This is a genomic window from Paragemmobacter amnigenus (assembly GCF_009908265.2).
GTDB lineage: Bacteria > Pseudomonadota > Alphaproteobacteria > Rhodobacterales > Rhodobacteraceae > Paragemmobacter > Paragemmobacter amnigenus.
This window is the reverse complement of record NZ_JAAATX020000003.1, coordinates 348,186-362,941: the sequence shown is the minus strand read 5'-3', so window position 1 is coordinate 362,941 and position 14,756 is coordinate 348,186. Positions and strand designations below refer to the sequence as shown.

The 14,756-nt window shown below is 69.6% G+C and carries 13 protein-coding genes and 1 pseudogene; 11 read left to right on the top strand and 3 right to left on the bottom strand.

The window, feature by feature from the left end:
• From GU927_RS06070 to cobJ, 4 genes and pseudogenes are all read left to right on the top strand, one after another.
• Positions 1-534 (top strand): annotated as a pseudogene (locus GU927_RS06070) (precorrin-3B synthase); the annotation flags it as partial.
• Positions 534-1,163, top strand: a complete 630-nt coding sequence (locus GU927_RS06065; protein ID WP_161761441.1) for a precorrin-8X methylmutase — start codon at positions 534-536, stop codon at positions 1,161-1,163. The pseudogene GU927_RS06070 and the gene GU927_RS06065, both read left to right, overlap by 1 nt.
• A gap of 8 nt (positions 1,164-1,171) precedes the next feature.
• Positions 1,172-1,918 (top strand): precorrin-2 C(20)-methyltransferase, encoded by a 747-nt coding sequence (locus tag GU927_RS06060; RefSeq protein WP_161761440.1) that lies wholly within the window; start codon positions 1,172-1,174, stop codon positions 1,916-1,918.
• On the top strand, positions 1,915-2,655 hold the full coding sequence (gene cobJ / locus GU927_RS06055) for a precorrin-3B C(17)-methyltransferase (RefSeq protein ID WP_161761439.1): 741 nt from the start codon (positions 1,915-1,917) through the stop codon (positions 2,653-2,655). Before GU927_RS06060 ends, cobJ begins: the two co-directional genes overlap by 4 nt.
• Here the strand turns inward: cobJ and GU927_RS06050 are convergent.
• Positions 2,628-3,380 carry a cobalt-precorrin-6A reductase gene (locus tag GU927_RS06050; RefSeq protein ID WP_161761438.1) on the bottom strand — a complete coding sequence of 251 codons (753 nt, stop codon included), beginning with the start codon at positions 3,378-3,380 and terminating at the stop codon, positions 2,628-2,630. The two genes, cobJ and GU927_RS06050, sit on opposite strands and share 28 nt — an antisense overlap.
• On the opposite strand from GU927_RS06050, the gene cbiE reads away from it, so the two are divergent.
• From cbiE to cobF, 6 genes are read left to right on the top strand one after another with little or no spacing between them, the layout of a single operon-like run.
• The gene (gene cbiE, locus GU927_RS06045; protein WP_161761437.1) at positions 3,379-4,557 is read left to right on the top strand and encodes a precorrin-6y C5,15-methyltransferase (decarboxylating) subunit CbiE; all 1,179 of its coding nucleotides are present in this window, start codon (positions 3,379-3,381) and stop codon (positions 4,555-4,557) included. The genes GU927_RS06050 and cbiE overlap by 2 nt on opposite strands.
• Positions 4,554-4,916, top strand: a complete 363-nt coding sequence (locus tag GU927_RS06040) for a cobalamin biosynthesis protein (protein WP_161761436.1) — start codon at positions 4,554-4,556, stop codon at positions 4,914-4,916. The genes cbiE and GU927_RS06040 overlap by 4 nt, the downstream gene beginning before the upstream one ends.
• Positions 4,913-5,686, top strand: coding sequence for a precorrin-4 C(11)-methyltransferase (gene cobM, locus GU927_RS06035; RefSeq protein ID WP_161761435.1), 774 nt, complete (start codon positions 4,913-4,915; stop codon positions 5,684-5,686). Before GU927_RS06040 ends, cobM begins: the two co-directional genes overlap by 4 nt.
• Positions 5,683-7,023 (top strand): cobyrinate a,c-diamide synthase, encoded by a 1,341-nt coding sequence (locus GU927_RS06030; RefSeq protein WP_161761434.1) that lies wholly within the window; start codon positions 5,683-5,685, stop codon positions 7,021-7,023. The genes cobM and GU927_RS06030 overlap by 4 nt, the downstream gene beginning before the upstream one ends.
• Positions 7,020-7,739: a uroporphyrinogen-III C-methyltransferase gene (gene cobA, locus GU927_RS06025; protein WP_161761433.1), complete on the top strand. Its 720-nt coding sequence runs from the start codon at positions 7,020-7,022 to the stop codon at positions 7,737-7,739. Before GU927_RS06030 ends, cobA begins: the two co-directional genes overlap by 4 nt.
• A gap of 4 nt (positions 7,740-7,743) precedes the next feature.
• Positions 7,744-8,532, top strand: a complete 789-nt coding sequence (gene cobF, locus GU927_RS06020; RefSeq protein WP_161761432.1) for a precorrin-6A synthase (deacetylating) — start codon at positions 7,744-7,746, stop codon at positions 8,530-8,532.
• 9 nt (positions 8,533-8,541) lie between these two features.
• Here the strand turns inward: cobF and GU927_RS06015 are convergent, their stop codons facing one another.
• On the bottom strand, positions 8,542-12,393 hold the full coding sequence (locus GU927_RS06015; protein WP_232489135.1) for a Hint domain-containing protein: 3,852 nt from the start codon (positions 12,391-12,393) through the stop codon (positions 8,542-8,544).
• A 517-nt stretch (positions 12,394-12,910) separates the two neighbouring features.
• Here GU927_RS06015 and GU927_RS06010 point away from each other — a divergent pair.
• Positions 12,911-13,765: a LytTR family DNA-binding domain-containing protein gene (locus GU927_RS06010; protein WP_161761431.1), complete on the top strand. Its 855-nt coding sequence runs from the start codon at positions 12,911-12,913 to the stop codon at positions 13,763-13,765.
• On the opposite strand, the gene GU927_RS06005 is transcribed toward GU927_RS06010, so the two are convergent.
• Entirely contained in the window at positions 13,762-14,637 is an 876-nt protein-coding gene (locus GU927_RS06005; RefSeq protein ID WP_217765542.1) for a LytTR family transcriptional regulator, read from the bottom strand. The two genes, GU927_RS06010 and GU927_RS06005, sit on opposite strands and share 4 nt — an antisense overlap.
• Between the last annotated feature and the right edge of the window lie 119 nt (positions 14,638-14,756).

Here is a 14,756-nt window from a genome sequence, read left to right as displayed (position 1 = left end):
CTGGTGGGGCGCGGGGTGCTGCCGGAGGGCGCGCTTGCGCCGCGGGTCGCGCCTGCGGCGGCCTGTGCCGCGCCGGAACCGGGGATCGTGGAGCGCGGTGCGCTGGTGGGCTTTGCCTTCGGCCAGATGCAGGCCCAGACGCTGGCGGCGCTGGCGGCACTGGGGCCGCTGCGTGTGACGCCGTGGCGGATGCTGCTGGTGGAAGGGCTGGCCGCGATGCCCGCCCTGCCGGGGCTGGTGACGCGCGGCGATGATCCCGTCCGGCGGGTGGAGGCGTGCAGCGGCGCGCCTGCCTGCCTGCAGGCCGTGGCCCCCGTGCGCGCGCTTGCCGCGCGGCTGGCCCCGCAGGTGCCGCAGGGGCGCGTCCTGCATGTCTCGGCCTGTGCCAAGGGCTGCGCCCATCCGGCCGCCGCCGATGTGACGCTGGTCGCGACGGGCGCGGGCTTTGACCTGATCCGCAATGGAACCACGCTGGACTTGCCCGCACGGCGGGGTCTGGCGCAAGACGACATCGACCTGAAGGGACTGTTCTGATGCCGCATATCTATGAAACCGACGGCGCCAGGATCTATGTCCAGTCCTTTGCCACGATCAGGGCCGAGGCCGATCTGGCGCGGTTCACCCCCGAGGAGGAGGTGGTCGTGGTCCGCATGATCCATGCGGCGGGGATGGTCGGGCTGGAGAAACATGTCCGCTTCACCCCCGGCATGGCGGTGGCCGCGCGGGCGGCGCTGGAGGCGGGGGCGCCGATCCTGTGCGATGCGCGCATGGTGAGCGAGGGGATCACCCGCCCGCGCCTGCCCGCGGGGAACGAGGTGATCTGCACGCTGCACGATCCGCAGGTGCCGGCCATGGCGGCGCGGATGGGCAACACGCGGTCGGCGGCGGCGGTGGAGCTGTGGCGTCCGCATCTGGCGGGGGCCGTGGTGGCGATCGGCAATGCGCCGACCGCGCTGTTCCATCTGCTGAACATGCTGGAGGATCCGGGTTGCCCGCGTCCTGCGGCGATCATCGGCTGTCCGGTGGGCTTCATCGGGGCGGCGGAATCGAAAGAGGCGCTGATGGCGGCACCCCCATGCCCGTCGGTGATCGTCGAGGGGCGGCTGGGCGGATCGGCGATCACGGTCGCGGCGGTCAACGCTCTGGCGAGCCGCAAGGAATGAGCCGGGACATGACAGCAGGCCGGATCATCTGTGCGGGACTCGGGCCGGGCGATCCGGACCTGATCTCGGTGCGGTCGGACAGGGTCGTGCGCGGGGCGCGGCATGTGGCCTATTTCCGCAAGCCCGGGCGGCAGGGGCAGGCGCGGCGGATCGTCGAGGGGATGCTGGCGGCGGATGCCGTGGAGCATGCGATGGAATATCCCGTCACGACCGAGCTGCCCTTTGACAGTGCGGAATACAACGACCTGCTGTCGGCCTTTTATGACGACTGGGCGGGGCGGCTGCGCGACATGGCGCAGGCGGGCGAGGAGGTGGTCGTGCTGTGCGAGGGTGATCCGTTCTTCTACGGGTCGTTCATGCATCTTTACGTGCGGCTGAAGGATGCGGTTCAGGTCGACGTGATCCCGGGGATTCCCGGGATGGTGGGGTGCTGGAACGCCTCGGGCCAGCCGATCACGTGGGGCGACGACGTGCTGACCGTGCTGATGGGCACGCTGCCCGAGGACGAGTTGGTGCGCCACATGCAGGTGTCGGATGCGCTGGCCATCATGAAGACGGGGCGCAACCTGCCCCGCGTGCGCCGCGCGCTGGAGACGGCGGGGCGGCTGGAGGACGCGTGGCTGGTGGAGCGCGGGACGATGCCGAACCAGCGGCTGGTGCGGCTGGCGGATGTGGATGCGGCGGACTGTCCCTATTTCGCGATCGTGCTGGTGCATGGCCACGGGCGGCGGCCTGTTGCGGGGGGCGAGGAATGAGCGCGGGCTGGATCGCGGTCGCGGGGCTGGGCCCCGGCGACGAGGCGCTGGTGACGCCCGAGGTGCGCGCGGCGCTGGAGGCGGCGACGGATGTGGTGGGCTATATCCCCTATGTCGCCCGTGTCGCCCCGCGAGAGGGTCTGGAGCTGCACCCGTCGGACAACCGCGTGGAGCTGGACCGCGCGCAATTCGCGCTGGATCTTGCGGCGCGGGGGCGGCGGGTGGTGATCGTGTCGTCGGGCGATCCGGGGGTCTTCGCCATGGCCTCGGCCCTGTTCGAGGCGCTGGAGGCCGATCCGGCGCGGATGGGCACGGATATCCGCATCCTGCCCGGGATCACGGCGATGCTGGCGGCGGCGGCGCGGGCCGGTGCGCCGCTGGGGCATGATTTCTGCGCGATCAACCTGTCGGACAACCTGAAACCCTTTGCCGAGGTGGAGCGCCGCCTGCGCCATGCCGCGCGCGGCGGGTTTGCCATGGCCTTCTATAACCCGCGGTCGAAATCGCGGCCGCACCAGTTCGAGCGGGTGCTGGAAATCCTGCGCGAGGAATGCGAGGCGGCGCGGCTGGTGCTGTTCGCGCGCGCCGTGACGACGCCCGACGAGGCGATCACCTGCGTTGCGCTGTCCGAGGCGACGCCGGACATGGCCGACATGCGGACCGTGGTGATCGTGGGGAACGAGGCGACGCGGCGGGTCGGGCGCTGGGTCTATACGCCGCGGTCGGTTCCGGCATGAGCGAGCCAGTCCATCACCTCTGCCACGGTCGTCTTCACCTTTCGGGGGGGAAGCGTCGGGCGGTCGATCAGGATGACGGGAAGGCGCAGGGCGCGCGCGGCGAGAAGCTTCGCCTCGGCCCCCGCGCCGCCCGCGTTCTTGGCGACGACATGGGTGATGGCGTGGTCGCGCAAGAGTGCGGTGTCGGTTTCCGCATCGAAGGGGCCGCGCGCGATCACCGCGGTCGCGTCGGGCAGGGGCAGGGGCGCGGTCGGCGGGTCGACGAGGCGCAAGAGGTAATGGTGCTGCGGCTTGCCGGCAAAGGGGGCGAGCGTCTGTTTGCCGATCGCCAGAAAGACGCGGGCCGGTGTATCGGGCAGGGCCGCGACGGCGGCATCGGTATCGGGCACATGGTGCCAGTCGTCGCCCGTGGCGGCCGTCCATGCGGGACGTTCCAGCGTGACGAGCGGCGTGCCCGTGCGCGCGCAGGCGTCGATGGCGTTGCGGCTCATCCGTGCGGCGAAGGGGTGGGTGGCGTCGACGACATGGGTGATGCGCTGCCGGTGCAGGTAATCGGCCAGACCGTCGACCCCGCCGAAGCCGCCCACGCGCAGGGGCAGGGGTTGCGCCACGGGCGCGTCGGTGCGGCCGGCATAGGAGAAGACGGCCTCCAGACCGGCATCGGCAAGGGCGCGGGCCAGACGGCTTGCCTCGGTCGTGCCGCCGAGGAGGAGGATGCGCGTCATGTCTGAACCCTGGCTTGCGATCATCGGTCTGGGCGAGGATGGACCGGCGGGCCTGTCGGAGGCAAGCCGCGCCGCGCTGGCGGGGGCCGAGGTCGTGTTCGGCGGGCCGCGGCATCTGGCGCTGGTGGGGGCGGGGGCGCGGGGTCGGGAATGGCCGGTGCCCTTTGATCTGGGGCCGCTGCTGGCGATGCGGGGGCGGCGGGTGGCGATGCTGGTGTCGGGCGATCCGTTCTGGTTCGGCGCGGGCGGGTCGGTGGCGGCGCATCTGTCGCCTGCGGAATGGCAGGCCCATCCGGTGGCGGGGACCTTCTCGCTGGTGGCGGCGCGGCTGGGCTGGCGGCTGGAAGAGGTGCTGTGTCTGGGGCTGCATGCGGCGCCCTATGCGCGGCTGCGGGGCGTGCTGGCGCGGGGGGTGCGGGTCATCTGCACGTTGCGCGACGGGGCCGCGGCGGGGGAGTTGGCGGCGTGGCTGGCGGAGAACGGTTTTGCCGCCGCGCGGCTGACCCTGTGCGAGGCGATGGGGGGCCCGCGCGAGCGGGTGCGGGCGGGGGTGGACTGGCCCGATATCGCCGCACCTGTGGCGGTGGCGATCGACGGGGCGGAGTTGCCGCGCGGGGCGGGCCTGTCGCGGGCGTCGGGCCTGCCGGACGGGCTGTTCCGGCATGACGGGCAGATCACCAAGCGTCCCGTGCGGGCGCTGACGCTGTCGGCGCTGGAGCCGCGGCCGGGCGAGGTGCTGTGGGATATCGGCGGCGGGTCGGGGTCGGTGTCGGTGGAATGGTGCCTTGCCGGTGGCCGGTCCGTCTGCATCGAGGCGCGCGAGGATCGTGCGGCGAATATCCGCGCCAATGCCGAAGCCTTCGGCGTGGCGCACCGGATGGAGGTGCGGGTGGGGGCGGCGCTGCCGATGCTGGCCGCGCTGCCGCGTCCGGATGCGGTCTTTGTCGGCGGGGGCGGGGACGAGGCGTTGCATGCGGCGCTGTGGCCGCTGTTGCCCGCGGGGGCGCGGGTCGTCGCCAATGGCGTAACCATCGATACCGAGGCGGTTCTGGCGGGATGCCATGCGCGGCACGGCGGCAGCCTGCACCGCTTCGACATTGCCGAGGCCGCGCCGCTGGGCCGGTTCCGCGACTGGCAGGCGGCACGGCCTGTGGTGCAGTGGAGGGCGGTGAAATGAGGGTGGCGGGGATCGGCTTCCGCGAGGGCGCGCCGATGGAGTCGCTGCGCTGGGTGCTGGAGGCGGCCGAGGCGCAGGGCGGGCGGGCGGACGCGCTGGCCACGCTGCCCGCGAAGGCGGCGGCGCTGCGCCCGCTGGCGGAAGAGCGGGGGCTGGCCCTGCATGCGGTCGCCGTCGGGGGGATCGAAACGCCGACGCGGTCGGCACGGATTGCCGCGATGCACGGCACCGGATCGGTGGCCGAGGCCGCCGCGCTGGTGGCCGCTGGCGCGGGGGCAAGGATAACCGTGGCGCGGATCACCGCGCCAGATGCGATGGCGACCTGCGCCATTGCCGAGACCGGGGAAAGACCAAGATGACCGTCCATTTCATCGGCGCCGGACCGGGTGCCGCCGACCTGATCACCCTGCGGGGGCGCGACCTGATCGCGGCCTGTCCCGTCTGCCTTTATGCGGGCAGTCTGGTGCCTGCGGCGCTGCTGTCGCATTGCCCGCCCGGCGCGCGGATCGTGAACACCGCGCCGATGAGTCTAGACGAGATCATGGCCGAGATCGCGGCGGCCCACGCGGCGGGGCAGGATGTGGCGCGGCTGCATTCGGGCGACCTGTCGGTCTGGTCCGCCATGGGCGAGCAGTTGCGGCGGCTGCGGGCGATGGGCATCCCCTATGACGTGACGCCGGGGGTGCCGTCCTTTGCCGCTGCGGCAGCACTTCTGGGGGCGGAGCTGACGCTGCCCGGCGTGGCGCAGTCGGTCGTGCTGACGCGGACCTCGGGGCGCGCGTCCGCCATGCCCGAGGGCGAGACGCTGGAGAATTTCGCGCGGACGGGGGCGACGCTGGCGATCCACCTGTCGGTGCATGTGCTGGCCGATGTGGTGGCGCGGCTGTCGCCTGCCTATGGCGCGGATTGCCCCGTGGCGGTGGTCTTCCGCGCAAGCTGGCCCGACCAGAAGGTGGTGCGCGCGACGCTGGGCACGATCGAGACCGCGATCGGCGAGGGCGAGAGGACGGCGCTGATCCTTGTCGGGCACGCGCTGGGGGCCGAGGAATTCGACGAGAGCCGGCTTTACGCAGGCGATTACGACCGCCGCTACCGGCCGGTCGGCACAGAGCCGCGCTTTCCGGAATGACGCCGCGCGGGGTCCTGATCGCGGCGCCCTCGTCGGGTAGCGGCAAGACGACGGTCACGCTGGGGCTGATCGGTGCAATGCGCGCGCGCGGGCTGTCGGTGCAGCCGTTCAAATGCGGGCCGGATTACATCGATCCGGCCTTCCATGCGGTGGCGGCGGGGCGGCCTTCGGTCAATCTGGACAGCTGGGCGATGGCGGCGGGGCGGATCGGCGCGCTGGTGGCGCAGGCGGGGCCTGCCGATCTGGTGGTGGCCGAGGGGGCGATGGGCCTGTTCGACGGGGTGGCGAGGCCGGGCGAGACGGGATCGGGTGCCAGTGCCGATATCGCGGCGCGGATGGGCTGGCCTGTGGTCGCGGTGATCGACGTGTCGGGGCAGGCGCAGACGGCGGCGGCGGTGGCGCTGGGGCTGGCGCGGTATCGCGATGATGTGCGGCTGGCGGGGGTGATCCTGAACAAGGTCGCCTCGCCCCGGCACGAGGCGCTGGTGCGGTCGGGGTTCGCGCAGGCGGGGTTGCGCGTGCTGGGCGCGTTGCCGCGCAAGGCGTCGGTCGCGCTGCCAGAGCGGCATCTGGGGCTGGTGCAGGCCGAGGAATTGCCGCGGCTGACCGCGCTGCTGGACGAGGCGGCGGGGTTCGTTGCGGCGAATTGCGATCTGGACGCGATCCTTGCGCTGGCGGCGGGCGGGACAGAGGCCGAAGCCGCCTGCGCGCCCGTCCCCGCTCCGGGAGAGCGGATCGCGCTGGCACGGGATCAGGCGTTTTCCTTCGTCTATCCGCATCTTCTGGCCGACTGGCGGGCGCAGGGGGCGACGATCCTGCCCTTCTCGCCCCTGCAGGACGAGGGGCCGGATCCTTCGGCCACGGTGTGCTGGCTGCCCGGGGGATATCCCGAGCTTCACGCGGGGCGGCTGGCGGCGGCGGAGCGGTTCCGCGCGGGGCTGGCGGAGTTCGCCGCGACGCGGGCCGTGCATGGCGAATGCGGGGGTTACATGGCGCTTGGCGCGGGGCTGGTGGATGCCGAGGGCACGCGGCACCGGATGGTGGGGCTGCTGGGGCTGGAGACCAGCTTTGCCAAGCGGCGTATGCATCTGGGCTACCGGCTGGCGCGGCCGCTTGTCGATCTGCCTGCACCCCTTGGCAGTCCGGCGCTGCGCGGGCATGAATTCCACTATGCCACGATCCTGTCGCAACCCGATGCGCCGCTGGCCGAGGTGTCGGACGCCAGTGGCGATCCGGTCGCCGAGACCGGTTCCTTCCGCCGCACCGCGCAGGGCGGCGTGGTCAGCGGCACCTTCTTCCACCTGATCGCCCCTGCGGGCCTTGAGGGCACAGCATGACCGGCTTCGTCTCTTTCGTCTCTTCCGGTCCCGGGGACCCCGACCTGCTGACGCTGAAGGCCGCGCGCCGTCTGGCCGAGGCCGAGGTGGTGCTGTTCGACGACCTGTCGGCGGGACCGATCCTGTCGCATTGCGCGGCGGGGGCGGACCTGATCGCCGTGGGCAAGCGGGCGGGGCGGCCTTCACCCAAGCAGGACCATGTGAGCCGTCTGCTGGTGGACCATGCGCGGACGGGCGCGCGGGTGGTGCGGCTGAAATCGGGCGACAGCGGCATCTTCGGGCGGCTGGAGGAAGAGATCGTCGCGCTGCGCGAGGCGGGGATTGCTTTCGAGATCGTGCCCGGCGTGCCGTCGGCCTGTGCGGCGGCGGCGGCGGCGGGGATACCGCTGACGCGGCGTCTGACGGCGCGGCGGGTGCAGTTCATCACGGGGGCCGATGTGACGGGCGACCTGCCCGAGGGGCTGAACTGGGCGGCGCTGGCCGATGCGTCGGCGACGACGGTGGTCTTCATGGGCAAGCGCACCTTTTCCACGCTGGCCGAGGGTCTGATGGCGCAGGGCCTGCCCGCCGACACGCCCGCGCTGATGGCCGAGGCGGTGGGGCATCCGGGGCAGCGGTTGACGCGCTCGACGCTGGGCGCGCTGGGCGGGGTGATCGCGACGCAGGCGGGGGACGGGCCTGCGCTGATTCTTTACGGGCCGCTGGCGGAAGGCTGATGCGATGATCGAGTTGACGCTGATCGGGATCGGCACGGGCAATCCCAACCATGTGACGGCCGAGGCCGCCAAGGCGATGAATGCGGCGGACCTGATCCTCATCCCGCTGAAGGGCGAGGACAAGGCCGATCTGGCGGGTCTGCGGATGGAAATCTGCCGTGCCTGCGTGACGGGTCCGGCCACGCGGATCGAAGGGTTCGACCTGCCCGTGCGGGATCCCGCGACGCCGGATTACCTGCAACGGGTCAACGACTGGCATGATGCCATAGCGGCGGTCTGGCAGGCGCGGATCGCGGCGCATCTGGCGGCAGGGGGCGGGCCGAAGGTGGCCTTTCTGGTCTGGGGCGATCCGTCGCTTTACGACAGTACCCTGCGGATCGCCGGACGGTTGGAGCGTCACATGCCGCTGCGGCTGCGGGTCGTTCCGGGGATCACGGCGATACAGGCGCTTTGTGCCGCCCATGCCATTCCCCTGAACGAACTGGCCGCGCCTGTGGTGATCACCACAGGCCGCCAGTTGCGCGAGGGGGGCTGGCCTGCGGGTGCCGATACGGTGGTGGTCATGCTGGATCAGGGCGGCGGGTTCGCGGCGCTCGACCCTGAGGGGATCGATATCTGGTGGGGGGCCTATGTCGGGATGGGCGAGCAGATCCTGATCGCGGGGCCTCTGGCCGAGGTGGCGGCGGACATCGTCGAGACGCGCGCCAGTGCCCGTGCCGGACATGGCTGGATCATGGATATCTATCTGATGCGGCGCGCCCGCCCCCAAGCCGCCCCTTGCGGGACGGCCTGAGGCGTTGTCTCAGCCGGTCGCGAGGAAGGCGGCGGTCTGACCGGCCAGCAGGAGGTGTGCGGCAACGCTCGCCTCGCGCGCGGTGAGGCAGCGACGGGCGCAGGGGCCATAGGCGGCAAGCCCGCCCTTGGCCAGTTCTGGGAAAAGGGCAAGGATTTCGGCGCGCGTCTCCTCGCCCAGTCCGGCCCATGTCTGTTGCCCGGGGTGGAAGGATTCAGACGGGATCCCTTCGGCATAGATGATCTCGTGCGCGTCGAAGAGAAGGTGGAAATAGTCCACCGTTCCGCCTTCGTGCCGCCGGATCGTGCGGTCGTTCACAAGAAGCCGTGCGGCGACCAGAACCTCGGGTGCATCGAACAGGAGATCGGCCTGCCAGCCCGTCAGCATCATGCGGTGCTGCGGGCTGACGCGCAGGGCGCGGCGGTTGCCGATCGCGCCTGCCGCAAAACGGATGGGCGCAAAGCGGCCCGTCGCAGGCACGGTCGTCGCCCCGATCCAGCGGAGCGGCTGGAACCCGTGGTCGAGCGTCAGGACCAGATCGCCCGGGACAAGGTGCTGGACCGCGACCTCGCCCGTTGCGGTGCGGATGCGGGTGCCGCGGGTGAAGCAGGCAATCGCGGTATTCTCGGCCGAGAAGCTGTTGGCGGTCAGTCCCGCACCCTCGATCCGCAATCTCCCCGCGGATTGCAGCGTGCCGTCATCGGCAAAGTCGGCCTTCATCCATGCCAGCGGGTTGGAATAGGTGGACGCAGGGTTGGCCGCATTCCAGGCCGCAAGGGTCTGGTCATTGTAGAAGCCGGAGAGATCGACGAAGTCGTTGTCGCCGGTCGGGGCGCCCGCCGTGCCCTGAATGCCGGTGGTGGCGTCGAAATCGGTCAGGACATCGGCCCCGTCGACGACAAAGACATCTGCCCCCGCGCCCCCCGTAAGCCAATCATTGCCCGCCCCGCCGTCCAATGTGTCGGCTTCGGTTCCGCCGTCGAGCGTGTCGTCCCCGTCGCCACCCACGATGCTGTCGGCACCCCCGCCGCCATAGACCACATCATTGCCGGCGCCAGAGTCGATCGTGTCGTTCCCGTCCGCCCCGCCGATGCCGAGGCTGGACACGCTGGTGGTCAGGATCGCCACGCCGTTGTCGTTGTCGCTGGCCGAGACGAGGATGCCACCTGCTGCGGCGATGGCTTCGGAGTCCATCAGTTCCGCGCCAGGATCGTTGCCGTCTGCGACCGTCTCGACCGAGTTGAGGTTCAGCGTCACGATGCCCGTGACCGGATCGACCGACACCTCGGCAAAGCGCAGACCGCCGGTTTCGCCGCCCACGACCAGCGTCCCGCCGCGGCCCGTGTCGATGAAATGCAGCGCGCTGATGTCGGCGGTGATGTCATCGACCTGACCGGCGAGCGTCAGGTCGAAGGTGCCGTCGCCGCGGCTGTCGGGATCCACGCGGAAGATGGTGACGTCATCATCGTCGCCGCCGACGAACAGGTAGAGCTTTCCGTCGATCTCGCCGAACACGGCTGCATCCACGCCGTTCAGCCCCGTTTGCGAACCGGAGGGCGAGAAGATGTCGCGACCCAGCGTGTTGCCCTGCGGGTCTGTCTCGGTCGGGCCGTTACGATCGTCCCCACGCGCGTTCTGGAAGGTGAACTGGCCGCCACTGTCGAGTGTGTAGAGCGAGAGTCCCTGTTCGTTTCCTGCCGCGACGACAAAGGTGCGGCCGTCTGCGGTGGTGTAGCCTTCGACAAGGCCATGGGTCGTGTCGCTGCCCTGCAGGAAGTTCTCTGCCGTTCCGCTGCCGTCCGTCACGCTGGCAAGCTGGGTCAGCCCGCCGGTGGCAGGGTCGATGGCCCAGCTGGCGATGCGGTCGGACGTACCGCCGGAATAGGAGAGCAGGATGGGTTGACCGCCTACCTCGACCACGTCGACGCTTTGCACCACGTCAAGCCCCGTGCCGGTGACGGTCGCGGCCTTGGTCAGTTGCCCGTCTGATTCGACGCGGATGATGGCGATGGTGTCGTTGGCGGCATCGGCCGTGAACAGGAAGCTGCCGCCCGGAAGGGTGACGGCTGCCATGTCCTGCACGTCTTGCACGCCCGTGCCATCGGTGGCTGTGGTGACCGAGTCGATCTTGCCGCCAAGGTCGGAGGTGGCGCTTCCGGTCGGGTTGGTCAGACTGCTGCCGACGGGGTTGAGCACCTGCCCGTAGGTGGGTGAGGCGGGGTTGTTGTCGATCTCGTAGGAGGTGATGCCCGTCGTGGCGCTGGACCGTTCCGAGGTGATCATGAACAGTCGGCCATCGGCGGTGGTGACCAGTTCCACACTGCGGATCGCGTTGGTCTCGGTCTGGCCGCCGTCTGCGATATTGTCGCTGTTGACGGGGTTCAAACCCAGCCCCGACGAGGCGGGCTCGATCCCGCTGTTGATCAGGGCGACGCCGGAATCGTTGTCGCTGGCCGAGGCGACGAGTCCGCCCGCGACGGCGATGGATTCGCTGTCGGCCAGTTCGGCCCCCGTTTCGGCGGCGTCGGCGACGGTCTGCACGTCTGGTTCGAAGGTGACGATGCCGGTGACCGGATCGACCCGCACGTCGAGGAATTTGAGCCCCGCCTGTTCGCCGCCCACGACCAGCACCACGCCGCCATCCGCTGTGGTGATGGTCTGGAGCGCGCTGATATCCGAGGTGACGTCGTCCAGTTGGCCGACGAGGGTCAGGTCGAATGTGCCATCGCCGCGGCTGTCCGGATCGATCCGGAACACGGTGATGTCGTCATCATCGCCGCTCGCGAAGAGATAGGTCTGGCCGCCGATTTCTGCCCATGTGGCCGCATCCACCCCGCCAAGGCCGGTTTGCGATCCGGCAGGGCTGATCAGATCCCGCTCCAGCGTGTTGCCCTGCGGATCGGTTTCCGTCGCGCCGTTCTGATCATTGCCGCGCGCGTTCTGGAAGGTGAAGCTGCCGGTCGGGCCGACCGTCCAGAGCGAGATGCCATTCTCGTTCCCCGCGCCGATGACGAAGGTCTGTCCCGCCGAATTGGTGAAGCCCGAGACGAGGCCGCGGCTTGCATCGCCTGCGAGGAATGTCTCGCCCGTTCCGCTGCCGTCATTTGCCCGACCGAGGAGGCTGAGCGCCCCCGTGTCGGGGTCGATGGCGTAGCTGGTCAGCGCATCCGTCGTGCCACCGGCATAGGCGAGCAGGATGGGCTGGCCGTCCACGGTGACGACAGACAGGCTCTGCACCTCGTCCAGATTGGCGGCGCTGGTGAGAGAGGCTCCTTCGGTCAATATGCCGCCGCTGCCCATAACCGCGATGCCGATGGTGTCGCGGGCGATGTCGGCCGAGTAGACGAAGCTGTTGCCGTTGGGCAGGGTAAGTGCGGCAAGGCTCTGGATATCGGAAAATCCGTCGCCATTGGCCGTCGCGGTGAGAGAGGCGATCTTGCCTGCAAGGTCCGCCGTGCCGTTGCCGTTCGGGCCGGTGGTGCCACTGCCGGGCGCGTCCATGATCTGGCCGTAGGTCAGCGAGGACGGGTCGTTGTCGATGCGGTAGGTCGAGATGCCCGCGGTGGCGGACAGCCGTTCGGAGGTGACGAGGTAGAGATGTCCGTCCGCCGTCTCGACAAAGGTCACGGCGCGGGTCGAGGCGGTTTCGGTGGCCCCGCTGTCCGAGAGGTTGTCGGTGTTGACGGGGTCGGTCAGGCTGCCTTGGGCCGTCGCCAGCGTGGCGGGTCCGGTATCGCCGAAGATCGTGTCGTTTCCTGCGCCCGCGCTGACAGAGTCTGCCCCGCCGCCCGCGTCGATCACGTCATCGGCGGTGGTGCCGGCAATCGTGTCGTTGCCGCTGCTTGCATCGATCGTGGCCATCACGACACCTGCATCGGGTGGACGCGGGCAGGGGTGGGATGCCGGAACCGGCCCGCCTGTCGCCTTGCTGCGGGGGCGCGGCGGGGGTGGGCCGTGTCACAACGGGATGCACTGCCCGCGCTGGCAAAGCGGGTCGTGGGAAGAACGGGACTCATGGCAGCCTTGCAAAGTACATGCACAGATAGACGGTTCGGCGCGGACACATGTGAGTGTGTCCGGCCGGATCGGTCCCCGTGACCGGTTGCCCCCACGAACCGGACGCGGAGTTTGCAAAAGGCCTTCTGCCCTTGTACCGGGCCGCGTTTCCCGGCCCGTCGTCGCCTTGGCGGTAGGGTCGCACGCCGGGCAGAGCCCCCTGAAGATGTCTGCCCCCGCTAAATCCGGACCGTTACAGTCCGTTCTAAACAGGTGTTGATGCAGGCCATCGCCGAAGGTAACGTCTGCCCCGAGAACGGCGTAGACGACCCCACCCCCAAGACCACGGTGACAAGCTTTCTAGATCTTGCGGGTTAAGCGAATGCTAAGTGACGAATTGCAGTTGCGGCTGATCAATTGCGGCCCGCTGCACATCACCGCTGATGAAGTGCGCCGTATGGCGCGCCATCGGTACTTCCTGATCCTTTTCTCGCTTTTCGTCCTGCCTGGCATGCTGGTCGGATTGAACGCGCCGACTTGGTGGCAGGCGACGGCGATCGCGATGCAGGGGTTGGTGCTTTCGGTGATGATCATGATGATCGTCATGCTGCTGATCCGCCTCTGGGCGCGCCGGACGCGGGAGATCCACCTGTCGGTCATCATCGCCATCGCCGTGTTGGCGGTCAGCGTGATTGACGAATTGCTGAAGCCCTTGACGGGCCGCGCGATGGTCGAGGGGCCGGCGCATTTTCTGGGCAATGTCGTGATCATCCTGATGCTGGGCGAGGTGGGGGCCACCTTTTCCTTCCTGTTCGTGGCCAAGCCCGTCCTGCGCGAATTGCGGGCCGGCAGCGCGCAGTCCGGTGGTGCCGGTGGCGAGGAGACTTTGGTCACCGTTGGCACGCGGACGGTGGACAAGGCGGCGCTTCATTATGTGCAGGCGGAAGGGAATTATGTTCTCGCCCAGACCGCCCACGGGCGCCTGTTCGAGAAGGCGACACTGGGATCGGTGACGGCACAGTTGCAGTCCGGTGACGGGATCATGGTCAGCCGGTCGTGCTGGATCGCGCGCAACGGTTTCGTCGACCAGACGCGCCATGACGGACGGCTGTTCCTGACGATGCGGGATGGCCGGTCGATCAAGGTCGCGCGCACCCGCCAGCAGGAGGTGCAGGGCTGGCTGATGGAGCAGGAGCTGGAGCGCGCCCGCGCGGGACGGCAGGCGCAGAACGGCTAGGCCCGCGACTCCAGCCACGCCTGCACGTCATGGCGGCGGGGGCGGGCCACTTTCCACTCGCTGCCGTCGTCCAGCCGCAGGAAAAGTTCGCCCGCCTTTCGCAGGGGAACGGGGTTTTCGGTGGCGGCCAGCCAGACAGAGCGGCTGATGGCGATGCCGTCCTGCGGGGCAAGCTGGTCGGTGACCGAGGAGAAGCTTGTGGTCGCGGTCAGCACCCGTCCGCTCCGCAGCGTGGCGTTGACGCGGTTTCCCGCCGCCTGGACCGAGCGGAGCGCATCGACGGGGATGCGCGTCTGGCCCAGCAGGATCGCGCGCGGTTCGGGGCGCAGGGGCGCGGCTGCGGGCCGGGGTTCTTCCGGCGCGGCCGCGGCAGGCGCGCCGGACAGTTCGGCAAGAATGCCTTCAAGCATGAAGCGCGCGCAGAAATGCGCGGCAAGTTCGCCTGTCGCGACGCCGACCAGAACAAGTATCGCAAAGCCGCGCCAGTCCGACAGGTCATCCGTGCCGAACAGGGGGGAGACCGCCCTGCCGGTGCCGGCAGCCGCTATGACGCCAAGCAGGATGAGCGGGGACAGATGCACCGATCCCTTGCCCCTGTGCAGGACCACGCGACCCCAGAGCAGCTGGAGTCCGAGTACGACCGAGGTGGCGAGCGCCAGCTGGAACAGGGTGACAAGGCCGATGGACGCGGAACTGCCATCGTCGCGGCTGAACTGGGCCCAGAAGGTGGGCACGACGCAGCAGAAGACCAGAAGCAGCACATATCGGTGGGTGAAGAGGCCCAGTATCTGCCGTTCGGTCAAGGCGAAAGGCCCCAGAAACAGGAGCCGGACAGGAATTGGCGCAGCTTTGGTGCGGTCGGATACGGGCATGGTCAAGCTATGTTTCCAAGGACTTGGCAGGGTCAAGGTGAAAACAAAGTGACCGAGCGGCAGATTGTGGCGAAAAGGTGGCCGCGATGGGTCGCGGCCGGTGCGCAGGGGCTGCAACT